This window comes from Vibrio sp. A8-1, from assembly GCF_013048685.1.
In the GTDB taxonomy this organism is placed as follows: Bacteria; Pseudomonadota; Gammaproteobacteria; order Enterobacterales; family Vibrionaceae; genus Vibrio; species Vibrio metschnikovii.
This window is the reverse complement of record NZ_VHTC01000013.1, coordinates 44,462-70,233: the sequence shown is the minus strand read 5'-3', so window position 1 is coordinate 70,233 and position 25,772 is coordinate 44,462. Positions and strand designations below refer to the sequence as shown.

The following is a 25,772-nucleotide window of genomic DNA, read 5'->3' as shown; positions in this document are numbered from 1 at the left end:
ATCAGCTCTGTTGGATATAGCATTATTTACCGTTGCTGCCAACTGTGGTTTGATTCAACGCCTTAAGCGGAACGAGCGGACTTGTGAAAATATCGCGGTTCCGTTGAAAATTCGCTACACTGAGCGCTGTTTTTTCTCTCTGGAGTGACCCTTTGCAGCTACAACTGATATGTGAAGCCCCACAGCGCTCGTCAGAGCTTGAGCAACTGGCGCAGCGCTGGCAACTGACCCATAGTAACGACAGTGTCTTTGCCTTGGTGTTGACCGAGCAGCGTTTAGAGCTACGTAAAACGGATGAGCCAAAGTTGGGCGCGATCTACGTCGATTGGGTAACCGGTGCTGTCGCTCATCGACGCAAATTTGGTGGCGGTAAAGGGCAGTCGATAGCCAAAGCGGTTGGCTTAAATAAAGGTATGGTCCCGACGATATTAGATGCAACCGCTGGCTTAGGTCGAGATGCGTTCGTTCTCGCTTCATTAGGTTGTCGAGTACAAATGGTCGAGCGTCATCCTGTGGTGGCGGCTTTGCTTGACGATGGGTTAGCCCGCGCCAAACAAGACCATGAAATTGGTCCGTGGGTCAGTCAGCGGGTAACGCTGCTCCATGCATCGAGTCATGCGGCTTTGCAGCATTTAGCTCTCGACAGTCAGTTTGAGCAACCGGATGTGGTGTATCTCGATCCTATGTATCCACATCCAGAACATAAGAAAAAAACCGCACTCGTTAAAAAAGAGATGCGAGTTTTTCAATCTCTGGTTGGCGCTGATCATGATGCTGATGAGCTACTGGCTCCCGCATTGCAATTAGCCAGTCAGCGGGTAGTGGTCAAACGGCCGGATTACGCTCCTTGGTTAGCGGAACAAAAACCGAGTATGGCGATTGAAACCAAAAAAAATCGCTTTGATGTTTATGTACTTGCCGCCATGCAAGCAAATAATCGGTAGATTGGAGAAAAAATCGCCTTGCCTTCGTCAATGGTTCGCGGTATATCTAACTGCGAATTATTAGCATTATTAGTCGGAGTTGTGTTTCTTATGGTAAAGCGCTTATGTAAATTAAATCGTCATGATATTCGTGCTTCACTGGGAGACATTCATCGTTTAGTGGCGCAAACCAATTACGTTTGTGGTTCGTGCGCTCGTAGCTCTGCTGAAAAAGGGGCTTTGTGCAAGCCACAGCCATTACTAAAAACGGTTAAGCAGAGTCAAACCGTAGCGGCGTCGGTATCCGGTCAGGTTGAAAATTCGGCTTTAACACTGAATAAAAAAACGCTGAAAAAGCAGAAGAAGTATCAGAAAAAATTAGCCAAAGTATTAAAAAAGCAGCGTAAATTACTCAAAAAACAACATGCCATAAACGCAAAATTTGCTCAGTTGCCGGTTCATCCAGCTAATCCGGTACTTCAGTTGGCTCAAGTTCATTAAATCTTCTATCGGGCAGGTTTTCCGCCGTATTGATTAGCGCAGACTGACTGGTTCGTTCTGCGCTTTTTGCGGTTTATTTGCTGAGAGTGGTCGCATATTGTGTCGCGACTCGACGTTTCACCCAAGTTTCGTTCACCCACAATGACAACAAAATAATCGCGCCGCCCACCGATAAGCGCAACAGATCCGCCTCTCGGTTCCAAATCACGATATTCACCACTAATCCTGCTGGTACTAACGCGTTATTCATGATCGCTAATGCCCCCGCATTCACCAGACAAGCGCCCTTGTTCCAAACAAAATAGCCAAGCCCTGAAGCGATAAGACCAAGATAAATTAGGACACTCCATTGCAATGTGTTGGTGGGGAGTTTCTCCGTATTTCCTAAGAGTAAGAAAGCCACGCTCGCTACCACTAACGCGCCGAGATAAAAATAACCAAATACCGTATGTTGTGATAACTGAACGGGCTCTTTTTCCATGACATATTTATAGCCAACTTGGCCCAGTGCAAAACAGAGGTTGGCCCCTTGCACGACTAAAAAGCCACTTAAAAAATGTTCATTGATCCCTGAGAATTGAATAAATGCTGTACCGAGCACGGCAATCGCGGCGGTTAATAAATACCAAGGAGAGAAGCGTCCTTTCAACCCGTCATAAATGAGCGTGACATAAATCGGCGTAAAGATGGTAAACAGCAGCACTTCAGGGACAGAAAGTAACAAAAAGGACTGGTAATAAAAGCAGTACATTAAACCTAACTGAATGCCACCAATCGCCATTAACTTAGCGATCAGAGGCCATGGTACCTGTTTGATTTTTAAGAAAGGTAAAAAAACAAGACTAGCAAGGGCCACTCGCATCCAAACGGAAAACCAAGCATCAACTTGACCGGCAAGATAAACGCCAATCAAGCTGAATGAGAAGGCCCAAAGTAGGGTCACCGCAGATAAGTAAAGCATAAGATGTAATCATGGATAAAACGTGTCTGCAGTGTAGCTGAGTTTTTAAGGCTCGTCAGTCGTTGAGTGGTACTACCAACATGTCCACAGGTGAGCAGTTGATCAGCTGACGAGTGGAGGAAAGGATCTTACTCCAGAAGTCTTGATGATGGCCACACACCACGAGATCAATATTGAACTCGCCAATGGTATCACACAGCTCATTACTCAAATCGCCACTGCCGACTAAGGTGTGCTTAATCGGGTAATTGGCGTAAGTGGCCAATTCTTGTAACTGTTTTTGCGCTGTTTCCATCGAGTGGTGCTGAGTTTCCGCTAAGTTAATATCAATCAATCCCGTATACAGTTCAGCATAATTGACATCGATATGAATAAAAGAGATCTCCGCATTCAGCGGCTTGGCCAGTGCGACGGCTTTATCGATCAAGAGTTTGCTGTCTTCCGACAGATCGACCGCAACCAAAATATGTTGATAACTCATTATGCTCTCTCCTTGCTGATGACATGATTAGGTTAGCACTTTGAGCAAGACATTTTTGCTAAAGTGATCTCATATCTATCGTCACTCGTAATGGTAAAAGCGCAATAAAGCGGGATCATGGTATAGTGATCAGAGTCATAGACCAAACCATTAGGAGTCATCGATGCTTTCACCTGCCATGATTGATCATTTGAATGAGCAAATTAATCTCGAATTTTTTTCATCCAATCTATACTTACAAATGAGTGCTTGGTGTGAAGACAAAGGATTTGAAGGTGCTGCTGAATTTTTACGGGTTCATGCCGTAGAAGAAATGCAGCACATGCAGCGTCTGTTCACTTACGTGAGTGAAACTGGCGCAATGCCAATCCTTGGTGCGATTGCTGCACCGAAACATGATTTTGCCAGCTTAGGGGAAGTGTTTCGTGAAACTTATGAACACGAACAGATGATTACCCAAAAGATCAACAAACTGGCTCATGTTGCGTTTACCGCACAAGATTACTCAACGTTTAACTTCCTTCAGTGGTATGTGGCGGAGCAACATGAAGAAGAGAAGTTGTTTAAAGGGATTTTAGACAAGCTAGAACTGGTCGGCGAAGATGGAAAAGCGTTGTTCTTTATCGATAAAGATCTAGCAGCATTAGCCAAAGCAAGCTCATCGTCGGTAATGGGTGCCCCTGCTGAGTAACCTCAGCAAAAAGAAAAACTGAAGCGCAAGTGGTCGTCTTTTTTTCTGGGCATGCTTACATGAGATGTAGGGAGGAAAGATGATCAGTGGAGATACTATTTTACTTGGGCTCATGATAGTGACGGGCATTAATATCGCTAGATACTTAACCGCGTTACGTTCGCTCATTTATATCATGCGTGAAGCTCATCCATTGTTGTACCAACAAGTGGATGGACGAGGATTCTTTAGCACTCAAGGTAACGTGACCAAGCAAGTACGTTTGTATCATTACCTGAAGAGCAAAGAGTATCACCACCATCATGATCCCGTCTTTACCGGAAAATGTTCCCGAGTAAGAGAGCTCTTTGTATTGTGCTGCGCTTTAGTTATGGTGACCTCATTGGCGGCTTTTGTTCTCTAAGGGGATGGATTGGCAAGCCAGACGTTTATCGTTAGAATAGTCACCCTAGTAAGGATGTGCTGGTCGCACATCCTTTTTTTATTCCCGTGAGAGTAGTGGATGAGTGAACAAGTAGACGTGATTGTCATTGGTGCTGGTGCCGCAGGGTTAATGTGCGCGGCGCAAGCGGCGCAGCGTGGTCGTCAAGTATTAGTGATGGATCACGCCAAAAAACCGGGCCGGAAAATTTTAATTTCCGGTGGCGGGCGATGTAATTTTACCAATTACGATGTCTCGGCAGCGAACTACTTGTGCCGTAATCCACATTTCGTAAAATCAGCGTTATCCCAGTACAGCAACTGGGATTTTATCTCACTGGTCAGTAAACACGGTATTGCGTTTGAAGAGCGTGAACATGGCCAGCTGTTTTGTGTCGATTCAGCGAAAGAGATTGTTAACCTATTACTGACCGAGTGCGATCAGCCAACGCTGAAGCAGCGCTATCAAGTTGATATCCAAACCATTAGTCAAACCGCGGACGGCTTTGTACTGCAAACCTCACAAGGTACTTGGCAGTGTCAATCGCTGGTGATTGCCACTGGAGGATTGTCAATGCCTAAATTAGGGGCAACGCCGTTTGGCTATAAAGTGGCGGAGCAATTTGCGATTCCTGTATTGCCAACCTGTGCGGGTTTGGTGCCATTTACTCTGCATGTTGCCGATAAAGAGGCCTTGGCTGAGCTGTCAGGAATTGCGCTGCCGGTTGAGATCCTCGCCCGCTGTGGCACCAGTTTTAAAGAAGCCTTGCTGTTTACTCATCGCGGCCTATCAGGGCCTGCGGTGCTGCAAATTTCCTCTTATTGGCAGCCAGGCCAAACCCTGAGCATTAACTTATTGCCCAATGTGGATGTGGATCATGCCTTAGCCGAGGCTCGTGAACAGCACCCTAATCAAACGTTAAAAACGACCTTGTCGCGCTTATTGCCTAAGCGTTTGGTTGAAGTGCTGATTGAGCGTGGTTTATTGGTCGATAAACCGATGAAACAGCTAACCCCTACTGTGCTGAAACAAACGGCGCAAGCCTTGCAAGAGTGGCAAATTGTCCCTAACGGAACGGAAGGGTATCGCACGGCGGAAGTGACCTTAGGTGGTGTGGATACCGACTGGCTGTCTTCTAAAACCATGGAATGCAAAACCGTACCCGGTTTGTTTTTTGTCGGTGAAGTGATGGACGTGACGGGCTGGCTCGGTGGGTATAATTTCCAATGGGCTTGGTCGAGCGGCTATGTTGCGGGTCAATGGGTGTAATACCTGACCCGCTGCGCTGGTGGGTTTTATGGCCGTGCTTTTCTTGGCTTAGTGCGGGCTGAGAATTTCATTTGCTGAATCACTAACCCGCTAATAATAAACACTAAACCGATAATGGTGGTGGGATGAATGCGCTCACCGATAATGGTCGCCAATAAAATCAAAGAGATAAATGGCGAGGCAAAAATAAGATTACTGATCCGCGCGGTATTTTGAGTACTTTTCAAAGCGCTCAGCCAGAGCACAAAGGTAATTCCCATCTCAAATAAGCCCACATAGCTCACCGCCAGCCAGCCTTGCCATGAAATAGTTAGCCATGAGGCTCCCTCATAAAGGCTTAAACCCATCGCGCAGGGAATAGCAACCAGAAAGCCGAGCAGTAGGCCAACCACCGGATCCGCTTGGTTCTTGGTATTTAAAATCCAATATCCTGCCCATAATAACGTTGAGCATAAAGCCAGAGTGACGCCAAGTGGGCTTTCAAATTGTAATTCCAGTAAGTTGCCTTGAGTGGCAATCACCAATACGCCAAAATAACTTGCTGCGCAGGCGAGCCAATCTTGCTTGCGGATCGTTTGGCCTAGAAATAGCGCCGCCATTAAGGTGAGTGTAATTGCCCAACTGTAGTTAATCGCTTGTGCTTGAGAGGCGGGCAGTAAAGCGTAGGCTTTAAAGAGCAATAAATAATAGGCGAGCGGATTAATCAAACCGAGCAAGCAATAGTAAAACGGATTGGCGATAAAGGTCGGGACAAGCTGTGCCAGTTTACCTTGTAGGCCACAAATGATGGCTAAGGTACAAGCCGAGACGATGCTTGCCATGGTCAGCATTTGAATTGGGGTCAGCTCGGTTAAGGTGAGTTTGAACGCGGTCGCGACCGTTGACCAAAGTAACACGGCGGATAACGCCAGTCCAAGCGCTCGGCGCTCATTCATGCTTCTACTCCTTGCTAATGGTTAGCGACCTTGATTGGCAGCCCGCACTGTGACACGTCATTGTGTGGCTAGTTTGTGCAAAGTGCTAATCTACGGTGGAAAAACCAGTCAGTAAACTGGACATTTATCCAGTATCACCATACCATTTTTAATTAAAGTGATAATTGATGAAGTGCTTGATATGCAATGGTTCATGGAACATGCGACGACTTGGCTGGCGGCGCTCTCTGCCGCTGGCGTTGCCGCGATTACCACTGGCTGGTGGGTAAAACAGAAAATGCAGTTCTCACTGCAACTATTAGAGCAGCAATTAGCGAGCGAAGCCCGTTGGCATCAACAACAAAAAACGCAGCTAGAGCAGTCGTTACAGCAAGCTCAGCAAGAGTTAGATGAGCTTGATCAGCAGCGTGATAAAGCGGAATTTGAGTTAAAACAAGCGCATGGCAAGATGATGGCGGTGATGGAAAAATTACGCCATTTTGAAGCGATCAAACAAGAGCGTTTGGCTTATGCTGAGCAATTGAACCAGATGCGCGATCTCAAAACTCAATTGGAAGTGCAACTCCATGAGCAGCAAGCCCGACATGAGCAGCAACTCGCAGCCAGTCAAGATAAGCTGCAATTGCTTGAGCGAGCTGAAGAGCGTTTAAAGCAGCAATTTGAGCAACTTGCTAATCAGGTATTTGAACACAAAACTGCAAAAGTTGATGCGCAAAACCAACAGAGTTTAGCTGGGCTGCTTAATCCACTGAAAGAGCAGCTCGAAGGGTTTAAAAAACAGGTCAATGACAGTTTTAACCAAGAAGCGAAAGAGCGGCATACCTTAGTACATGAGCTGCGTAACTTGCAGCAATTGAATGAGCAAATGGCCAAAGAAGCGCTCAACCTCACCCAAGCCTTAAAAGGGGATAATAAACAACAGGGCAATTGGGGCGAAGTGGTGCTTGCTCGGGTATTGGCAGAATCAGGTTTGCGCGAAGGGCATGAATATCACACCCAAGTCAGCCTACAAAATTCCGCTGGGAAACGTTATCAACCCGATGTGATCGTCCATTTACCACACAATAAGCAAGTGGTGATTGATTCAAAAATGGCACTGGTGGCTTACGAGCGCTACTTTAATGCCGAGACCGATAGTGAACGCGATCGTGCTCTGCACGACCATTTATCGGCGCTGCGTAATCACCTGAAAGGCTTGAGTCAAAAAGATTATCACCAGTTGAAAGGGCTACACAGTTTAGATTATGTGCTGATGTTTATTCCGGTCGAGCCGGCCTTTCAGGTGGCGATTCAAGCGGATCCAAGCCTAGTCAAAGATGCCCTTGAGCAAAATATTATTTTAGTCAGCCCAACCACTTTATTAGTAGCGCTACGTACCATTGATAACCTCTGGCGTTATGAACGTCAAAATCAAAATGCGCAAGAGATCGCAGAACGAGCCAGTAAATTGTACGATAAGCTGCGTTTGTTCGTAGAAGATATGCAAGGTTTAGGCGGTGCACTGGATCGCGCTAATCAGAGCTATCAATCGGCTATGAATAAACTGGCGACAGGGCGTGGTAATGCGATACGTCAGGCGGAAAGTTTTAAGCAGCTTGGGGTGGAGATTAAACGTTCGATAGCGAGTGAGTTGGTGGAACAAGCGCAGCGTGAATCGGATCCTGATTTTGCGCCTTTACTAGAAAGACATCCCACTGAGGATAAAGTAAACTAATCGTCCGCAGTTGCAGTTTAGGTGTAAGACTGCCCAAGAGGAATAACAATGACGGATATCAGCGTGCAAACCAATACAACAATAGACAATCAAGAAACCACCCATTTCGGTTTTACTACCGTCGCCAAAGACGAAAAAGTCACCAAAGTGGCGCAAGTATTTCATTCTGTCGCTGCCAAATACGACATCATGAATGACATGATGTCTGGTGGTATTCATCGCTTATGGAAGCGTTTTACGATTGATTGTGCGGGTGCGCGTCCTGGACAGAAAATTCTTGATCTCGGCGGTGGTACGGGGGATTTAACTGCCAAGTTTTCGCGTATTGTCGGTGAAAAAGGCCATGTGATCTTAGCGGACATTAATAATTCAATGCTCAATGTGGGCCGTGATAAGCTGCGCGATCGAGGCATTGTCGGTAATGTGCACTATGTGCAAGCTAATGCCGAAGAATTGCCGTTTCCCGATAATTACTTTGACTGCATCACGATCAGTTTTTGTTTGCGTAATGTGACCGATAAAGATCAAGCGCTACGCTCGATGTATCGAGTATTAAAACCGGGTGGTCGTTTACTCGTGCTCGAATTCTCTAAACCTGTCCTTGAACCACTCTCCAAAATATACGATGCCTACTCGTTTCATCTGTTGCCGAAAATGGGCCAGTTGATTGCTAATGACGCAGAAAGTTATCGTTATCTGGCTGAATCGATTCGCATGCATCCTGATCAAGAGACGTTAAAAGGCATGATGGAGAGCGCAGGCTTTGAACAAACCACTTACTATAACCTCACTGGCGGTATTGTCGCTTTACACCGTGGTTACAAATTCTAAGGGGTCTTATGCCGTTTCAATCTTTGATCACTGCGGTGATGGAAACCACGCTCAATACCTTAATTGAGGATGATCCACAACTGCACCGTCGACTTACTCGTTTGAAAGGGCAAGTGATACAGCTGCATATTAAAGAGATCGATCAAACCTTTACTTTTGTATTCAGTCAGCAAATTGATGTGCTTGGTGCTTATGAAGCTCAGCCCGATTGCTACTTGTCGTTATCATTGACTATTTTGCCTGAGTTGCGTGAGCAGGCCAATATCACGCAACTGATTAAACAAGACAAACTGGTGTTACAAGGCGATATTCAGCTAGCACAAAAATTTGCTCAATTATTGACAGATTGTAAGCCCGATCTTGAAGAGTGGTTATCACGTATTACTGGCGATGTGGTCGCTCATACTGTAGTGCAAGGCATTAAGGATGTGCATCAGCAAGTGACCAGCCACTTTGTCAAACAGCAACATTATGTCGCCCAAGTCCTCACCGAAGAGTGGCGTATTGCTCCTCCGCCATTAGAAATCGCTGATTTTTGTGATCAAGTGGATGAAGTAAAAAGTCATGCCGCTCGTTTAGAAGCCAAATTGCATCAGTTACTGGGAAAAGTATGACTCCTGCAGAAGTTAAGCGTTTATATCGCATCATCAAAGTTCAGCTTGAATATGGTTTAGATGAGCTGATCCCACAACACCAATTAAGCAAAGCGCCATTACTGGCACGTAAAATGTTGTTTTGGATTCGTAATCAACATTCCGATAAGCCTCTGGGTGAACGGCTGCGCCTTGCGTTACAAGAACTTGGTCCAGTGTGGATTAAATTTGGTCAGATGATGTCAACTCGACGAGATTTATTCCCACCGCATATCGCTGATCAATTGGCGATGTTGCAAGACAAAGTTGCTCCGTTTGATGGTGCTTTAGCGCAGCAACATATGGAGCAAGCGCTCGGCGGGCCATTAGATACTTGGTTTGATGAGTTTGATATTGAGCCTTTAGCTTCGGCGTCCATTGCCCAAGTGCATACCGCGAAACTCAAATCTAATGGTCGCGACATTGTCTTGAAAGTGATCCGTCCCGATATTCGCCCCGTTATTGATGCGGATCTAAAACTGATGTACCGCTTAGCGCGTATTATTGCCAAAATGACGCCAGAAGCACGTCGTTTAAAACCGGTTGAAGTGGTACGTGAGTATGAAAAAACCTTACTCGATGAACTGGATCTACGACGAGAAGCCGCCAATGCAATCCAACTGCGTCGTAATTTTGAACACAGCGAAGAACTGTACGTACCAGAAATCATCACCGATTTTAGTAATAAAACGGTCATGGTCTCTGAACGCATTTATGGTATTCAAGTGTCAGATTTGGCGGGGTTAAAAGCCAACGGCACCAATATGAAACTGTTGGCTGAGCGTGGAGTGACGGTGTTTTTTACCCAAGTATTTCGCGATAGTTTTTTCCATGCAGATATGCATCCGGGTAACGTATTTGTTAATCCTGAACATCCAGAAAATCCGCAATGGATTGGTTTAGATTGCGGGATTGTCGGCACGTTAAATGCTGAAGATAAGCGTTATTTGGCAGAGAATTTTTTAGCATTTTTTAATCGTGATTACCGTAAAGTGGCGCAGTTGCATGTTGACTCAGGATGGGTGCCCTACGATACCAATATCGATGAGTTTGAAGTCGCGATTCGCATTGTTTGTGAGCCGATTTTTGCTAAGCCTTTGTGTGAAATATCGTTTGGTCACGTGTTATTGAATTTGTTTAATACCGCCAGACGGTTTGAAATGGAAGTGCAGCCCCAACTGGTATTACTGCAAAAAACGTTGTTGTATGTTGAGGGATTAGGTCGTCAGCTTTATCCGCAATTAGATTTGTGGCAAACCGCAAAACCCTTTTTAGAAAAATGGATGCGTAATCAGGTTGGTCCTCAGGCGGTGATTAACGCGGTCAAAGAGAAAGCGCCATTTTGGGCGGAGAAACTCCCAGAATTACCCGAGCTACTCTATGACAGCTTAAAACAGGGGAAAAACCTCAATCTGCGTATGGAGCAGTTTTATCAAGGCTACTGTACATCGAAGCGGCAGCAATCGACCGGGCAGTTTTTATTTGGTGTTGGCGCCACTTTAGTCGTATGCTCTGCTTTATTATTAACCGACTATCCTTCATTAGCGATGGGAGCGGTGATGGCGGGTGCAATTAGCTGGTGGTTAAGCTGGCGAGTGTATCGTCGATAACTTAGATTCACTGAAGAATTCATCATTAACACATAACCCGAGGTAGAGAAAATGGGTGGTATCAGTATTTGGCAACTGCTTATTATTGCGGTGATCGTTGTTTTATTATTTGGCACTAAGAAATTACGTGGCATAGGCAGTGACTTAGGCAGTGCGGTGAAAGGCTTCAAAAAGGCGATGGCTGAAGAAGAAGACCCGACGAAGAAAGATGCCGATTTTGAGCAGAAAAATCTACAGCAACAGAAAACGGAAAGCACGGCGGAAGCCAAAAAAGACCAAGAGAAGGTGTAAGCTGTGTTTGATATCGGTTTTTGGGAGCTGGTATTGATCTCGGTGGTTGCACTGGTTGTGCTGGGCCCAGAGCGTTTACCTCATGCAATACGCAGTGTGGCTAAGTTTGTTGCTACTGCCAAAGGGATGGCAAATAGCGTCAAAGAAGAGTTGGCCCAAGAGCTAAAGGTGCAGGAACTGCAAGAGCAATTACGTAAAGCGGAGCAAATGGGGATGAAAAATCTATCGCCAGAGCTACAAGAATCCGTCGATACGCTAAAAAAAGCAGCACAGGATGTGCAGCGTTCTTACGGTGCTAATGCTGAGAACATTGTCGAGCCAGACTCGGCTTCTGCGCTGAAACCAACAAATCCGACATCAGACTTAGCTGTGACAAAAAAACACCCAGCAAAGCGCCAGAGTAAGCCGAACGGTTCGGCTGTACAAAGGCGGTGATTGAGTTGGCGTGGTATCGCGCCACTACAGCGATAGTCTCTTTCAGTGATGAAACCGCCATCAGCTGATACTGATTACTTGTACTCCATATTAACCGAGGTTGTTATGTCATCCGCTGAACAAACCCAGCCGCTCATCGCCCATTTACTTGAATTACGTGACCGTTTATTACGCAGTATTGCGGCGGTGATCGTCGTTTTTATTGGTTTGATTTATTTTTCAAATACGATTTACGAGTTTGTTTCTCGGCCTCTGGTTGAGCGTTTGCCTGCTGGTGCGACGATGATTGCTACCGATGTCGCTTCGCCATTTTTTACGCCACTGAAACTGACGTTAATTGTCGCTATCTTTTTATCGGTGCCGTATATCTTGTATCAAGTTTGGGCGTTTGTTGCCCCTGGTTTGTACAAACATGAGCGCCGGTTGATTTTTCCACTGTTGGTTTCCAGTTCTTTGCTGTTTTATTGTGGTGTTGCCTTTGCTTACTTTGTCGTGTTTCCTTTAGTGTTTGGTTTTTTTACCGCCATTTCGCTGGGGGGCGTACAATTTGCTACCGATATCGCTAGCTATTTAGACTTTGTGTTGTCACTCTTTTTGGCGTTTGGTATTGCGTTTGAGGTTCCCGTAGCGATTATTTTGCTGTGTTGGACTGGCGCGACGACACCGAAAGCGCTCAGTGAAAAGCGGCCCTATATTGTGGTCGCCGCTTTTGTGATTGGTATGCTACTCACGCCACCGGATATTATTTCTCAAACCCTATTAGCCATACCTATGTGCTTGTTATTTGAAGTTGGGCTGTTTTTTGCGCGCTTTTACGGCCAGAGAGAGCCGCGTGAGGCGCAAGAGTAATCGCGATATCGCGATGGCTTGGTCGTCGTTGGTTATAACTTAAATAAGGCTTTGGCATTGTTAGTGGTGAATTGGTCGACGTACTCGGTGCTTAGGCCGCGTAACTCTGCAATTCGCTCTGCGACTAATCGAGTGTACGCTGGCTCATTACGTTTACCGCGATGCGGCACTGGCGCTAGGTAAGGACAATCGGTTTCTAATACCAGATAGTTCAAATCGAGCGCTGGAATTACTTTATCCATTCCGCCATTTTTAAACGTTGATACTCCGCCTAAACCTAAGTGAAAGCCAAGATCATTGATCGCTTTGGCTTGTTCAACCGTTCCGCCAAAACAATGGAAAACACCGCGTAATTGACCATTTTGCTCTTGCTTGAGTAGGGCTAAGGTTTGATCGATGGAATCACGAGTATGAATGACGACCGGTAAGTTAAGGCTTTTTGCCCAGTTCAGTTGGGTAATGAATGCCATCTCTTGTTCGGCTTGATAGGTTTTGTCCCAGTACAAATCAATGCCGATTTCGCCTACGGCAATAAACTCGCGTTGTGTAAACCAGTATTCTATCTGCTCGAGCGTTTGTTTGACGTCGGCGTTTACATAGCAAGGATGCAGGCCCATCATCGATCGGCATAAATCAGGATAAGCCGCTTCGGTAGCGAGCATAGGAGCGATAGAGTCGAGATCGATATTGGGTAACAAAATGTGCTCAATACCTTGTTCAATCGCACGTTGTATCACTTGGTCGCGATCGTGATCAAATTCACTGGCGTAAACATGGGCATGGGTATCAATCATCGTAATCTCTTTATGGTTAGTGGCTGTTGACGCTTCCGAGCTATCGTCAGCGGGATGATATTCGATAAAGAAGCAGTATACGCGAGTGGACCACGGAGATCATTTTTCGCCTTTTCTTGGATTGAGCCTAGCGCCAAGTGATTAGAGTGATATGATTTCACGACTACACGTTCCAATCACGACCGCTGGTGGTCCTATCACTGCTGTGCGGTTCGACAACTAAGGAGAGTCGAGTGTCTGTATCAATCCAAGGTCAGTTCCCTGGCCGTCGTTTACGCCGTTTACGCAAACATGATTTTAGTCGTCGCTTAGTCGCAGAGCACAGCGTCTCGGTGAATGACTTGATCTATCCGATGTTTATCTTAATGGGTAAAGATCGTCGTGAAGCGGTAGAGTCGATGCCCGGTGTTGAACGTCTATCTATCGATTTGATGTTAGAAGAAGCGCAATATTTAGCGCAATTAGGAATTCCAGCCATCGCCCTGTTTCCGGTCGTGACTCCAGATGCAAAAAGTCTCGATGCTTCAGAAGCCTATAATCCGGATGGATTAGTGCAGCGTGCGGTCAAATTACTGAAAGCGCATGTCCCTCAAATGGGCGTGATTACCGACGTGGCTTTAGATCCTTTTACCACGCATGGCCAAGATGGGATCATTGATGAAAGTGGCTATGTGCTCAACGAAGCAACGACCGAGGTATTGATTAAGCAAGCATTGTCCCATGCTCAAGCTGGCGCGGATGTTGTCGCACCATCAGACATGATGGATGGACGAATTGGTAAAATTCGCCAAGCGCTTGAAGAGGCGGGGCATATCCATACTCAGATCATGGCTTATTCGGCGAAATATGCGTCTTGTTACTATGGGCCGTTTCGTGATGCGGTCGGATCGGCAAGTAATCTCAAAGGGGGCAATAAGAAAAACTATCAGATGGATCCGGCCAACAGTGATGAAGCATTGCATGAAGTCGCGATGGATATTAACGAAGGCGCGGATATGGTGATGGTTAAGCCCGGTATGCCCTATCTTGATGTGGTACGCCGAGTGAAAAGTGAGTTGCAAGTGCCCACTTTTGCTTATCAAGTGTCTGGTGAATATGCGATGCATAAAGCGGCGATCTTAAATGGTTGGCTTAAAGAACGTGAAACCGTTATGGAGTCACTATTGTGCTTTAAGCGCGCTGGAGCCGACGGCATTTTGACCTATTTTGCTAAACAAGTCGCCGAATGGTTAGCCGATGATCACGCTCAAGCGGCGAAGCATTTGCGTCAGAAAGCCACCTCAAAATAAAAGCTACCTCACACTCACAATAAAAACTACCCCACAATAAAAGTGGGGTAGATCAACAAATGAGATTTTTTCTCATTTGAGTGTTGACATTAAGATGAGAACGATTATTATTAACCTTGTCTTAGGGGATAAGTCGAGTTCAACAACAGACCTGCTGATTATGTTAGCTTTATCTATTGCTAGCGGATAAGCAGAGGTTATTGGGTAACACAGATTCTTTTTGACACGACATTGCTCACATTGCTTCCAGTGTAATATTTAGCTTTTTGGGGAGTTGATTTTACCATTAGCTTCACCAGCATACGGCTAGGCGACATCTTCGGGTGTCGCTTTTTTTATGCTATGAGTTCGGCAAGTCAATCTGTCACATGAGTAGATTTTACTCAATGACGTCAGCAAGATTGGATGAGACTGTTGTAATTGTAATCAGCTAATTTCGAGCGGGATCTCAGCGTGAGTAAAAGGACAGCAAGTATCTTTTCCACAATGGATGATCGTTAAAGGATCATTGTTGTCTTTGTCGATCTGGATTAAATTCCTTAAATATCAGTAACTTTAATTTTGATTGGCAGTGGTAAAAAGAGAGTGATAGCGGTGTGGATAAAATCTATGAACAGACTTATCCACAGATGAAGGGGAGGCAGAACCGATCTCGGGGTACGCTTAGGCAACGAGTCAGCTTGATCAGCATGGAAACCAAGCAGCAGTCATGGCATCCTAGGCGCTTATTGTTTCTGTTCGGATAGCAAAACTATGGCTCGTATCCCTGATAACCCCCTCATTTTGATCGATGGCTCCTCTTATTTATACCGCGCGTTTCACGCCTACCCAGGCACCATGACCAATGGTGAGATCCCGACCAATGCGGTGTATGGGGTCGTCAATATGTTGCGTGCCATGATGCGTCAATTTGCTTCAGAGCGCATGGCCGTGATTTTCGATGCGAAGGGTAAAACCTTTCGTGATGACATGTACGATCAGTATAAAGCTCATCGCCCTCCGATGCCGGATGATCTAAGGTGTCAAATTGAACCTTTGCATCAGATTATTCGTGCAATGGGTTTACCGCTGATTTCGATTGAAGGTGTGGAAGCGGATGATGTGATCGGTACCTTAGCGGCGCAAGCATCACAAGCGGGAATGCCAGTGCTGATCAGTACCGGCGATAAAGATATGGCGCAATTAGTCAACGATCATGTCACTTTGATTAACACCATGACCAATGTCGTCATGGATCGCGAAGGGGTGATTGAAAAATTTGGTATTCCGCCTGAGTTGATCATCGATTATCTCGCTTTGATGGGCGATAAAGTCGATAACATTCCTGGCGTTCCCGGTGTGGGTGATAAAACCGCGACCGCCTTGTTACAAGGGATTGGTGGCCTTGAGGCGTTATATGCCAATTTAGATAAAATTGCGGAGTTAGGCTTCCGTGGTTCAAAAACCATGGCCAAGAAGCTGGAAGAAAATCGTGACAATGCTTGGTTATCTTATCAGTTAGCCACGATTAAGCTCGATGTTGCATTGGATCACACGCCGCAGTCTTTATTGAAAACCACTCCCGACTGCGACGCCTTAATTGCGCTGTATGGAAAAATGGCGTTTAAATCTTGGTTAACGGAACTCTTAGACGGCGGTAATGGCGTGGTTGAAGCTCGTGAACCTATCACCCAGCGAGAAGTGGCCTCTGGCCAAGCGCACACGGTGATGAGTGAGCACTCAGCGGTAACAATTGATCGCAGTCAGTACCAGACGATCCTTGATGAACAGAGTTTTGCGATATGGTTAGCTAAGCTCAAACAAGCCGAAGTGTTTGCGTTTGATACGGAAACAGACAGTCTCGATTATATGGTCGCTAATTTGGTGGGTCTCTCGTTTGCCGTAGCAGAAGGAGAGGCGGCGTATGTGCCCGTTGGGCATGACTATCTTGATGCGCCTCAGCAGCTGGACCGTGATTGGGTACTGGCGCAGCTAAAACCGCTATTAGAAGATCCTCAATTGGCTAAAGTTGGTCAAAATCTGAAATACGACGCCAGTGTTGTGGCGCGTTATGGGATAACGATGCGTGGCATTGCTCATGATACGATGCTGGCTTCTTATGTCTATAACAGCGTTGGTGGTAAGCAGGATATGGATAGCTTAGCGCTACGCTTTTTACAACATAGCTGCATTTCTTTTGAGCAAGTGGCTGGTAAGGGCAAAAATCAACTGACCTTCAATCAAATCGATCTTGAACAGGCTGCGCCATACGCCGCGGAAGATGCCGATGTGACACTAAGGTTACACCATCGTTTACAAGCTTTGCTTGAAGCGGATGCGCCGCTATTCGCTGTTTATCGTGATATTGAGGTGCCATTAGTGCCGGTGTTATCACGTATGGAGCGCACAGGCGTATTGATTGACGATCAATTACTGGCGATTCAATCTCAAGAAATTGCCCAGCGTTTGGTTGAGCTCGAGCGCAAAGCCTATGAGCTGGCTGATCAAGAATTTAATTTAAGCTCACCAAAGCAATTACAAACGATTTTGTTTGAGCAGATGAAGTTACCTGTGGTGAAAAAAACGCCATCAGGTACTCCATCGACTAACGAAGAAGTGCTACAAGAATTGGCGTTAGATTATCCGTTACCAGCGGTGATCCTTGAATACCGTGGATTGGCTAAATTAAAGTCGACCTACACAGACAAGCTACCAAAGATGATCAACCCAACAACTGGGCGGGTGCACACTTCTTATCATCAAGCGGTAACGGCGACAGGACGTTTGTCTTCAACCGATCCAAACTTACAAAATATTCCGATCCGCAATCAAGAAGGACGCCGTATTCGTCAGGCCTTTATTGCTCCAGCGGGCTGGAAAATCATGGCAGTCGACTACTCACAGATTGAATTACGAATCATGGCTCATTTGTCTGGCGATCCTGCGTTGCTGGACGCTTTCCAGCAAGGCAAGGATATCCATACCGCGACGGCAGCAGAAATCATTGGCGTGAGTATTGATCAGGTAACCAGTGAGCAGCGTCGCCGTGCCAAAGCGGTCAACTTTGGCCTTATTTATGGCATGAGCGCCTTTGGTCTTGCTAAGCAACTCGGTATTCCTCGCTCTGAAGCTCAGCATTATATGGACAAATATTTTGAACGTTATCCGGGTGTGCTGCGTTATATGGAAGAGACGCGCAGTATGGCGGCAGAGCAAGGGTATGTGGAAACGCTCTTTGGTCGTCGTTTGCATTTACCTGAAATTCAATCACGGAATGGCATGCGTCGTAAAGCCGCTGAGCGGGCGGCGATCAATGCACCGATGCAAGGTACTGCCGCTGATATCATTAAAAAAGCGATGCTATTAGTGGATAATTGGATCGAGACAGAGGGGCAAGGACGCGTAAAACTGTTAATGCAAGTACACGATGAACTGGTTTTTGAAGTGCAAGAGTCAGCTTTATCCGAAATTGAAAGTAAAGTACAAGAATTGATGGAATCTGCTGCCCAACTTAACGTGCCGTTAGTGGCTGATGCTGGTCACGGAAACAACTGGGATGAAGCCCATTAACGTCGATTTAGCATAAAATCAATCAATTATTCTAGCCAGCGTCTTATCGCTGGCTTTTTTTTAATCGAAAAAAATTGAGTGATTTTCAAGTGTTTATGTATTTTAATAAAATTTTAATGAAAAAAAACTACAAAAACTATTTTCATTTATGACCAGTTGCTGTAGATTTAATTCCGTAGGGTACAGAGGTAAGATGTTCTATCTTTCAGACCTTTTGTTTCACGTTATTGGATTAGGCTGATTCAGCCGCCCCAGTCGATTATTGACTGGGGCGTTTTTTATTGTGCGCTTCCCATCTTTTTATCTCTCGTATCATCAATCTTCGCGGCTGAAATCTGGTCGATTATTTCGGCTAAGCAGCGCCTCAATATAAAGCTGATTGACGATGGTTTTTGATCAGTATTGTCATTAAACGTCATTCACACTTTCGATTCTTTTTAGCGGAAAATCAAGTCTATAGCATGGTGGTTTTTTTGATTTAATTTATTGATTAATAAATTAAAAATGGCGATATGTTTTGTGGTGTTGAAGCAAGATTGTGGGTGGTAGCGTCTTGTAATTTTTGCGGGATTGAGGAATGCTAGCGCTATAACAATAATGACTTCCTATTTCTCTCCCGTTGCCCCACCAGGATGGTGGGGATTTTTATCGCTTGGATATAAATCAACAAACGAATAATGACTAAGCGACAGGTGGCTCGTCGGTTGATAACGGTTGTTCGGTACGACGCAATACTTCAGGCATAAACCAACTATCGAGTTTACTGCGTAAGGTATCGACCCCTAAGCCGTTTAGCGACGAGTACACATCGACACTGACATCACCACCGAACGATAATGACTCTTCTCTGATCTTGTTGAGTTGGGCTTTACGTGCACCGCTTTTCAATTTATCCGCTTTAGTCAGCAGTACTTGCACCGGAATGGCACATTCAACCGCCCACAAGACCAATTGTTGGTCGAGATCTTTCATTGGATGGCGGATATCCATTAACACCACCAATCCTTTTAGGCTAGAGCGCTGTTGCAGATACTCACCCAGTGATTTTTGCCACTTCTTTTTCATTTCTAGCGGTACTTGTGCAAAGCCATAACCCGGTAAATCAACGATATGGCAACCATCGGTGACTTTAAATAGATTAATTAACTGAGTTCTTCCAGGGGTTTTACTGGTTTTCGCCAAGCTTTTTTGGTTGGTTAAGCGATTGAGAGCGCTTGATTTGCCAGCATTTGAACGTCCGGCAAACGCAATTTCGATACCGTCATCGGCGGGAAGATGGCGAATGTCTGGCGCACTGGTAATAAAATGCGTGTTTTGATAGTGAATTTTTACGCTCAATGTTAACTCCATCTCGACTTTGCGTAGTCGATTGATTGCTTTTATAAAAACTTAGTCGAAGAATCGTACTCGGTACAAGACCGATGATTGTACCATGAGTGCTTGGGTAAGCTGGACAATTATCAACAAGCGGATGGGAAGAAAGTCATCCGCTCGCCTTAAATTACCTTTTAGTTTTTTATATTAATGACTTACCTCGCCAAGGATATTGTCTTCTTCGCTGGGCGATGAGGAGTCATTGTTGATTTTTAGGTTAAGCCTAGCGCATCGCTTATTCGCGGCGGTCGGGTCTTTTTGTCGTGTGATAAATGGATTGATGATCTTTTTACAATAATTGCTCTGTTTTTGAACAAAGAGGCTCCACACTATCGCCAGTTTCTGGTATGTTGCGCATCCCCCAATCAGGAGGCGACAATGCAGACTTGTCCTTTGTGCCACAGCGTTCAAACCCACGCTTACTTTGCCGATAATCATCGCGCTTATAGGGAGTGTTCGGTTTGTCGATTGGTCTTTGTGCCTCCGGTTGATCGATTGAGCGCTGAACGTGAGAAAAGTTTCTACGATTTGCACGACAATAATCCTAACGATCTGGGCTATCGTCGTTTTTTATCGCGTCTTTCTCAGCCAATGCTTGAGAGACTTGCTCCTCAATCGAAGGGATTGGATTTTGGCTGTGGCCCAGGCCCGACGTTGTCGGTCATGCTTGAAGAAGCTGGACACGACGTCGCATTGTATGACTTCTTTTATTATCGACAGCAAGAAGTCCTACAAAGGGACTATGATTTTATGACTGCCAGTGAAGTGATTGAGCATTTACATGATCCTCACCGTATTTGGCAGCAATGGCTGAATTTAGTTAAGCCAGGAGGCTGGATTGGTATCATGACCAAACTAGTGAAAAACGTGGATGCGTTTGCTGGATGGCACTATAAAAATGATCTTACTCATGTGAGTTTTTTTAGTCGTGATACCTTTCAGTTTCTGGCCGAGCGGGATAAGCTCGAACTTGAATTTATCGGAAATGATGTAATTTTACTGAGGAAACCCCAGTAATGTCTCGTACAAAGAAAGCAAAAACCGGCTTTAACGGTGAACTGATTGTTGCTCGTAAACGTAATCGTAGTGAGGCTGATGTAGAAAGCCGTGAGCGCAAAAAATTGAAAAAACGCAAAGGACTGAAAAGTGGTAGTCGCCATTCCGATGGCGGTGAGCAAAGTCAACGTACTGCTGAGCAAGCTCGCGATCCGCGCTTGGGAAGCAAGAAAAAAATTCCATTGATCGTGGAAACGGGTAAAAAAGCCAGTAAGCAGCAGCGCCGTTTAGATGCTGAACAAGAGTTAGCGATGCTGGAAAATGATCCTCAGTTGAACGTTCTGCTAGATAGAATTGATAGTGGTGAAAATCTGGGTGCGGGTTTACAAAAATACGTCGACGAAAAACTCGATCGCATCGAAGTATTGATGAAGCAACTTGGGTTGTTCGATGATGCTGCTGATGAAGACGATGAGCTTGAAGATGATTTTTCTGTCCCACAAGCGACTCAATCTAAGGTACGTAAAGTTCAATCCGATGATGAGTTGTTGGCGCAATTTGAAAATCTAGATGTGGATGGGTACAAACAGTAGGACAATGGTATGAATACGCTTTTGTTGATGATGGTTGGTGGACTGATCATTCTTGGTTTGGCAAGCTATGCCGTTTACTTGTTATTGCAAGTTAAAAAACAAACTCAGTTACAGCAGCAACATCAAACACTGGCAATAGAAAAACGTAACGCCAATATTTTTGATAGTGTGAATACACTCTGTTTGGCCGGTATTCAAGGTCAGTGTGATTTATCGGAAATCGCCATTCGAGTTTACTGCATTATGGATTATGTGCAGGGTGAACAACGGGTAGACTTTGACCGTGACTATCCAGCCACCGCAGAGCTGTACCACATTGTTAAAGATATGCCTCGTGGCGACGCTCGACAAGCGATGCCAAAGCAAGAAAGAATGCGCCATAACCTGACGCGTCAGAAAGCAGAAGTGCGTCTTAATGATGCGATTGTTGTTGAGCTAAAAGCCTTACAACAGCGTATTCGGCCGTTGAATCAACAAATTCCTATTCAATTCGTTTAATCTATTCATCCGGTTTTCAATGAATGCTTTCGATGGTGTACGCTTGTCGCGTTATACCTCGAAAGCCGTTGCGGTGCCAACACGCAGACGATCTCTATTGCCCTTGTTTAACGGGTAATAAGAAGTGATCCGGCTAGCAATTTAGACTATTTTATCGGTAAATCTTCTTTTGCTGCCCGACGCTATGTCTCTGGTGTGGCAAAATAATCAGTCCACGTTCAATAACGGAAGAGTCACTATGTTGTCGCCAGTCGTACCCAGTCAGCAGATTGTTTGGGATCAAACCATTTTAGACAAGTACAACTACTCGGGGCCGCGTTACACTTCCTATCCAACCGCGGTGGAATTTCACGAAGCGTTCACGATTGCCGAATTTGATATGGCTTGTGCGCGTTATCCACAGCGACCGGTATCCCTGTATATCCATATTCCTTTTTGTCACAAGCTTTGCTACTACTGTGGCTGCAACAAAATCATCACTCGCCACTCGCATAAAGCGGATGAGTATTTAGATGTGCTGGAACACGAAATTCGTCAACGCGCACCATTGCTGCTTTCGCGTCCTGTGACTCAATTGCATTTTGGTGGTGGTACACCGACGTTTTTAACCAACGCTCAAATGAGTCGTTTAATGACGTTATTACGGGCTGAGTTTAACTTTCAGCCCGATGCGGAGATCAGCATTGAAGTTGATCCACGTGAGATTGAACTCTCGGTACTCGATCATTTGCGGAGTGAAGGTTTTAATCGCATCAGTATCGGAGTGCAGGATTTTGATAAACAAGTTCAGCAGTACGTTAATCGTGAACAAGATGAACAGTTTATTGTTGATTTAGTAGCGCGCGCCAAGCAGCTTGGATTTCGTTCGACCAATCTAGATTTAATTTATGGTTTACCCAAGCAGACGGTCGCCAGTTTCCACGCCACTTTACAACAAGTGATTGAGATGCGTCCGGGGCGTTTGTCAGTGTTTAACTATGCGCATATGCCTGAGTTGTTTGCCGCACAGCGTAAAATTAAATCTGACTTTCTGCCCTCGATAGAGGAAAAAATGGCCATCTTGCAAGATACCATTAGCACTTTAACGGGAGCGGGGTATCAGTTTATTGGCATGGACCATTTTGCGTTACCCGATGACGAGTTAGCCGTGGCGCAGCGTAACGGTGTTTTACATCGTAACTTCCAAGGTTACACCACGCAGGGCGATTGTGATTTACTGGGATTTGGTGTTTCTGCCATTTCAATGGTCGGCGATGTGTATGCCCAAAATCAAAAAGATCTGAAACGCTATTATCAGCAAGTGGATGAGATGCGTCACGCGCTATGGAAAGGGGTGTCATTAGACAGTGATGATCTGCTACGCCGTGAAGTCATTAAACAACTTATTTGTAATTTCCAATTAGATAAACAGGCAATAGAACAGGATTTTAAGCTGCGTTTTAATGACTATTTCCAGCAAGACCTCGCGTTATTACAAACCTTCATTGATGATCAATTGGTTGAAGTGGACTCGCGTTTTATCCGCGTCACCTTACGTGGCAGATTGCTGATCCGCAATATTTGCATGTGTTTTGACAAGTATTTACGTCAGCGCGCCCGTCAGCAGCAGTTTTCTCGGGTTATCTAATCTCACGTATCATACCTGATATCGTAATCGCTCACGACGATTGGGAAGAGCATCAGAAGAGTATAAAAAGCGGTCCATCGTACAGAGGGACCGCTTTTTCTATTAAGCGGTGGTCAGTAAGGATAAGGCTTTACGACTGACATCGTGCGCCGCTTGTGGGCGATCTTGCTGCTCTAATGCTTGAGCTAAACAGGCGTAATCTTCAATATTCACTCGAAGTGATAAAGCCTGTTCAAGGTGCTGTTGCGCTTGTGCCCACTGTTTCTGGTGGAGCAGAATTTGGCCTAGCGCGCTGTGGGCTTCGGCATTATTTTTATCGCGACGTAGCTTGTCTTGCAGTAAGGCGATAAGTGGCTGTTTATCTTTTAGCGTTAACTTAGGCAGAAAGCGATATAACTCAGTCGTAGGCTGCTTATTTAGCCATTCTTTGAGTAATTTAAACGCCGCTGGGTCGGCTTGACGCTGTAATAACTGCTCAATCATTTCAACCATTAAACGGGTTTCGTTTTTAAGGATTTTGGGTAGCGATTGCCAATAGGTCAGTAATCCTTCGCTACCACCTTGAGTTGCCACAACGCTGAGCATTGCTTGTTGAGCTTGTAAGGTCAGGGCATCGGCCTGTGATGGGGTAAGTAATTGAGCTTTAGTCAATTTTGGAATTAAGGCCAGGAGAGGTTGCCATTGCTCTAAGGCGAGATAAGCTTGTTTTAAGCGCTTTAAAACCAAAATATTATCAGGGTAAGCCTGTGCTAACGGAGTCAGAATATCAACCGCTGCCTGCCATGCTTGGTCGCTCAATAACTGTTTGGCGCGAGTCAATTCAACCGCTAGGGTGGCATTCGGTTGTTTAGCGGCTAACGTCAAATAGTCGTCTCGTTTACGCTGATCGCCTTGTTCATGAGCCGCTTCTGCCGCGGCCAAATAACAGAGTAGCGGCATATCATGATGATTCGCCCAGCGAGTGACTTTTTTCTCGGCCTGTTTCCAATCCCCTTCAAGTAGTTTAATCATACCTTCATCGGTGTAACGGCGGGAGCGGCGTTGTTTACGAATCGTAAACCAGTTCCATGTGCTGCTGCTGGCACGAAGGATTTTTTTTATCAGATATTCAAGAAAAAATAGCCCCGCCAGTAAAGCGACCATCAAAATGATCAGCGTGGTGACGCTCATTTCGATACTGGTATTAGCGATGGAGATCAAAACATAGCCTTGTTGGCCAGCGTATTGGCTACCCACAAATAAGCCTAGGCCGAGGACAACCAGTAAAAACAGTAAACGAATCATTGCTGTCCCTCCGTCATTATTGGTGCCACAGAGCGACGTAACCGTTCACGAATCACATCAGCGAGTGGCTGTTGAGCGGTGAGCTGAGGCGTATCAAGCTGAATGTGTTGTTCAGCCAGTTGCTCAAGGCTATGAGTAAAGGCTTTGACCTGCTGATCGTATCGATTGAAATAATCGTTTGACCATTCTAGGGCCATATTGAGGGAGAGCGTGTAAATCTCTTGTTGCTCGCTGTAGATCGCTTGGATGGCGGTATCTAATTTAGCTTTAAGGTTCTCACGAAGATAAAGATGTTGCTGTGGTGATAACAGCGGTATCGCTTGTCCATCTCTTACGCGAAAGGTAATAAAGTTATCGGCAAAGGCTTGCAAAGAGGTGCGTAGATTGGTTTTCCAATCAGCAATATCCTCTGAAACGGTCGGTTGGGTAGGCTGAGTTTCCTCTGGCAATAGTGCATTGGCGAGCGGTAGTTGGTCGATACGCTGCTGCAGACTCATCAGACGCAGCACTAAGCCATCTCTATCGATGAGCGGCATTGCTTGTAACTGAGCGATATCATGGCGTAGTGCGCGACGCAGTGAAGTTAAACTTGGATCATTGAGCTCCGCAACACGTAAATCAGCTTCTTGGACTAACTGAGTCGCAGTCTCGATATCACGCTCTAAATACAGTTTGCGTCCCGCGAGTTTGACTAAGTAATCCGCTTCTGCCAATAGCCAGTCATTGGGGCGTCGACCTTGAATCTCGGCGAGTGCGAGATGCAAGCTATCGACGCTCTGTTTTTGCTGATTAAGCAACAGTTCAGCTTGAGTCGCTATATCACGAGTAGCGGTAATCGCTTGTTCTTTCGCTTCGCCAAGCTGAGTATTGATGGTGCTGCGAGCTTGATTGAGTTCTGCTCGTAGCGCGCCTATTTGCGCTTGATGGTCGGCACGCTGCTGCTGCATATGTAAAGTGAGGCCGCCACTAAACAACACCGTTAACACAATCGCAATGCTGGCGAGTTTACTGCCACCGCTTACTGGACTACTGACGGAGGTGGTCGTTGGCGGATTGACGGTTTTCGGCGAATTTTCATGGCTTGTTGAGTCTGCCTTACGCTCGGTTTGTTTGGTTTTTGCTTGGTCACTCTTATCGACCGGATCGCCGGATTGAGGTGAAGTTTGCTGCGGTTTTTGTGGAGAGGGGTGGTTATTATCTGTCATGGCTAAATCCTGGGTTAAG

Annotated in this window: 24 protein-coding genes and 1 pseudogene; 18 read left to right on the top strand and 7 right to left on the bottom strand. The window is 45.6% G+C overall.

The features are described from left to right. The first annotated feature begins 152 nt into the window (after positions 1-152). A complete protein-coding gene (locus FKN93_RS09235; RefSeq protein WP_170904966.1) occupies positions 153-944 on the top strand; it encodes a class I SAM-dependent methyltransferase in 792 nt (263 codons plus the stop codon). Between the two features lie 90 nt (positions 945-1,034). Beyond that, a complete protein-coding gene (locus FKN93_RS09230; RefSeq protein ID WP_170904965.1) occupies positions 1,035-1,424 on the top strand; it encodes a hypothetical protein in 390 nt (129 codons plus the stop codon). Between the two features lie 73 nt (positions 1,425-1,497). Here FKN93_RS09230 and FKN93_RS09225 read toward each other — a convergent pair whose 3' ends face one another. Together FKN93_RS09225 and uspA are read right to left on the bottom strand one after the other, a co-directional pair. Continuing rightward, positions 1,498-2,385 carry a DMT family transporter gene (locus FKN93_RS09225; protein WP_170904964.1) on the bottom strand — a complete coding sequence of 296 codons (888 nt, stop codon included), beginning with the start codon at positions 2,383-2,385 and terminating at the stop codon, positions 1,498-1,500. A 55-nt stretch (positions 2,386-2,440) separates the two neighbouring features. After that, positions 2,441-2,866: a universal stress protein UspA gene (uspA, locus tag FKN93_RS09220; protein ID WP_004393869.1), complete on the bottom strand. Its 426-nt coding sequence runs from the start codon at positions 2,864-2,866 to the stop codon at positions 2,441-2,443. Positions 2,867-3,029: 163 nt separating this feature from the next. On the opposite strand from uspA, the gene ftnA reads away from it, so the two are divergent. The 3 genes from ftnA (at position 3,030) to FKN93_RS09205 (ending at position 5,247) form a co-directional block, all read left to right on the top strand. Further along, positions 3,030-3,557 (top strand): non-heme ferritin, encoded by a 528-nt coding sequence (gene ftnA, locus FKN93_RS09215; protein ID WP_040903570.1) that lies wholly within the window; start codon positions 3,030-3,032, stop codon positions 3,555-3,557. A gap of 79 nt (positions 3,558-3,636) precedes the next feature. Further along, positions 3,637-3,960, top strand: a complete 324-nt coding sequence (gene uspB / locus FKN93_RS09210) for a universal stress protein UspB (protein ID WP_040903572.1) — start codon at positions 3,637-3,639, stop codon at positions 3,958-3,960. Between the two features lie 99 nt (positions 3,961-4,059). Next, positions 4,060-5,247, top strand: a complete 1,188-nt coding sequence (locus FKN93_RS09205; protein ID WP_170904963.1) for an NAD(P)/FAD-dependent oxidoreductase — start codon at positions 4,060-4,062, stop codon at positions 5,245-5,247. Between the two features lie 26 nt (positions 5,248-5,273). On the opposite strand, the gene FKN93_RS09200 is transcribed toward FKN93_RS09205, so the two are convergent. After that, positions 5,274-6,182, bottom strand: coding sequence for a DMT family transporter (locus tag FKN93_RS09200; RefSeq protein WP_170904962.1), 909 nt, complete (start codon positions 6,180-6,182; stop codon positions 5,274-5,276). Positions 6,183-6,363: 181 nt separating this feature from the next. On the opposite strand from FKN93_RS09200, the gene rmuC reads away from it, so the two are divergent. The 7 genes and pseudogenes from rmuC (at position 6,364) to tatC (ending at position 12,544) form a co-directional block, all read left to right on the top strand. Then, positions 6,364-7,896 carry a DNA recombination protein RmuC gene (gene rmuC / locus FKN93_RS09195; RefSeq protein ID WP_154169762.1) on the top strand — a complete coding sequence of 511 codons (1,533 nt, stop codon included), beginning with the start codon at positions 6,364-6,366 and terminating at the stop codon, positions 7,894-7,896. Between the two features lie 48 nt (positions 7,897-7,944). Next, complete coding sequence (gene ubiE / locus FKN93_RS09190; RefSeq protein WP_154169764.1) at positions 7,945-8,727, top strand: bifunctional demethylmenaquinone methyltransferase/2-methoxy-6-polyprenyl-1,4-benzoquinol methylase UbiE; 783 nt, start codon at positions 7,945-7,947, stop codon at positions 8,725-8,727. Between the two features lie 8 nt (positions 8,728-8,735). Continuing rightward, positions 8,736-9,341 (top strand): SCP2 domain-containing protein, encoded by a 606-nt coding sequence (locus FKN93_RS09185; RefSeq protein ID WP_161425973.1) that lies wholly within the window; start codon positions 8,736-8,738, stop codon positions 9,339-9,341. Next, on the top strand, positions 9,338-10,969 hold the full coding sequence (gene ubiB, locus FKN93_RS09180; RefSeq protein ID WP_161438654.1) for a ubiquinone biosynthesis regulatory protein kinase UbiB: 1,632 nt from the start codon (positions 9,338-9,340) through the stop codon (positions 10,967-10,969). Before FKN93_RS09185 ends, ubiB begins: the two co-directional genes overlap by 4 nt. 51 nt (positions 10,970-11,020) lie before the next feature. Further along, positions 11,021-11,260: a Sec-independent protein translocase subunit TatA gene (tatA, locus tag FKN93_RS09175; protein ID WP_004393899.1), complete on the top strand. Its 240-nt coding sequence runs from the start codon at positions 11,021-11,023 to the stop codon at positions 11,258-11,260. Between the two features lie 3 nt (positions 11,261-11,263). Further along, positions 11,264-11,545 (top strand): annotated as a pseudogene (gene tatB, locus FKN93_RS09170) (Sec-independent protein translocase protein TatB); the annotation flags it as partial. A gap of 255 nt (positions 11,546-11,800) precedes the next feature. Beyond that, positions 11,801-12,544, top strand: coding sequence for a twin-arginine translocase subunit TatC (tatC, locus tag FKN93_RS09165; RefSeq protein ID WP_154169772.1), 744 nt, complete (start codon positions 11,801-11,803; stop codon positions 12,542-12,544). A gap of 32 nt (positions 12,545-12,576) precedes the next feature. Here tatC and FKN93_RS09160 read toward each other — a convergent pair whose 3' ends face one another. Next, positions 12,577-13,338, bottom strand: a complete 762-nt coding sequence (locus FKN93_RS09160; RefSeq protein WP_158137525.1) for a TatD family hydrolase — start codon at positions 13,336-13,338, stop codon at positions 12,577-12,579. A 233-nt stretch (positions 13,339-13,571) separates the two neighbouring features. On the opposite strand from FKN93_RS09160, the gene hemB reads away from it, so the two are divergent. Next, positions 13,572-14,627 (top strand): porphobilinogen synthase, encoded by a 1,056-nt coding sequence (gene hemB / locus FKN93_RS09155; protein ID WP_154169776.1) that lies wholly within the window; start codon positions 13,572-13,574, stop codon positions 14,625-14,627. Positions 14,628-15,380: 753 nt separating this feature from the next. Then, positions 15,381-18,176, top strand: coding sequence for a DNA polymerase I (gene polA, locus FKN93_RS09150; RefSeq protein ID WP_154169778.1), 2,796 nt, complete (start codon positions 15,381-15,383; stop codon positions 18,174-18,176). A 681-nt stretch (positions 18,177-18,857) separates the two neighbouring features. Here polA and yihA read toward each other — a convergent pair. Then, positions 18,858-19,514, bottom strand: coding sequence for a ribosome biogenesis GTP-binding protein YihA/YsxC (gene yihA, locus FKN93_RS09145; RefSeq protein WP_004393907.1), 657 nt, complete (start codon positions 19,512-19,514; stop codon positions 18,858-18,860). Between the two features lie 414 nt (positions 19,515-19,928). Between yihA and FKN93_RS09140 the strand changes: the two genes are divergently transcribed. From FKN93_RS09140 to hemN, 4 genes are all read left to right on the top strand, one after another. After that, positions 19,929-20,567 (top strand): class I SAM-dependent methyltransferase, encoded by a 639-nt coding sequence (locus tag FKN93_RS09140; protein ID WP_154169780.1) that lies wholly within the window; start codon positions 19,929-19,931, stop codon positions 20,565-20,567. Further along, positions 20,567-21,139, top strand: a complete 573-nt coding sequence (gene yihI / locus FKN93_RS09135; RefSeq protein ID WP_170904960.1) for a Der GTPase-activating protein YihI — start codon at positions 20,567-20,569, stop codon at positions 21,137-21,139. The genes FKN93_RS09140 and yihI overlap by 1 nt, the downstream gene beginning before the upstream one ends. Positions 21,140-21,148: 9 nt before the next feature. Then, complete coding sequence (locus tag FKN93_RS09130) at positions 21,149-21,637, top strand: DUF2489 domain-containing protein (protein ID WP_170904959.1); 489 nt, start codon at positions 21,149-21,151, stop codon at positions 21,635-21,637. Positions 21,638-21,875: 238 nt separating this feature from the next. Beyond that, positions 21,876-23,264 carry an oxygen-independent coproporphyrinogen III oxidase gene (hemN, locus tag FKN93_RS09125; protein WP_161439324.1) on the top strand — a complete coding sequence of 463 codons (1,389 nt, stop codon included), beginning with the start codon at positions 21,876-21,878 and terminating at the stop codon, positions 23,262-23,264. A 102-nt stretch (positions 23,265-23,366) separates the two neighbouring features. On the opposite strand, the gene FKN93_RS09120 is transcribed toward hemN, so the two are convergent. Together FKN93_RS09120 and FKN93_RS09115 are read right to left on the bottom strand one after the other, a co-directional pair. Continuing rightward, a complete protein-coding gene (locus tag FKN93_RS09120) occupies positions 23,367-24,548 on the bottom strand; it encodes a heme biosynthesis HemY N-terminal domain-containing protein (RefSeq protein ID WP_170904958.1) in 1,182 nt (393 codons plus the stop codon). Then, positions 24,545-25,753, bottom strand: coding sequence for a uroporphyrinogen-III C-methyltransferase (locus tag FKN93_RS09115; RefSeq protein ID WP_170904957.1), 1,209 nt, complete (start codon positions 25,751-25,753; stop codon positions 24,545-24,547). Before FKN93_RS09115 ends, FKN93_RS09120 begins: the two co-directional genes overlap by 4 nt. Positions 25,754-25,772 lie beyond the last annotated feature (19 nt).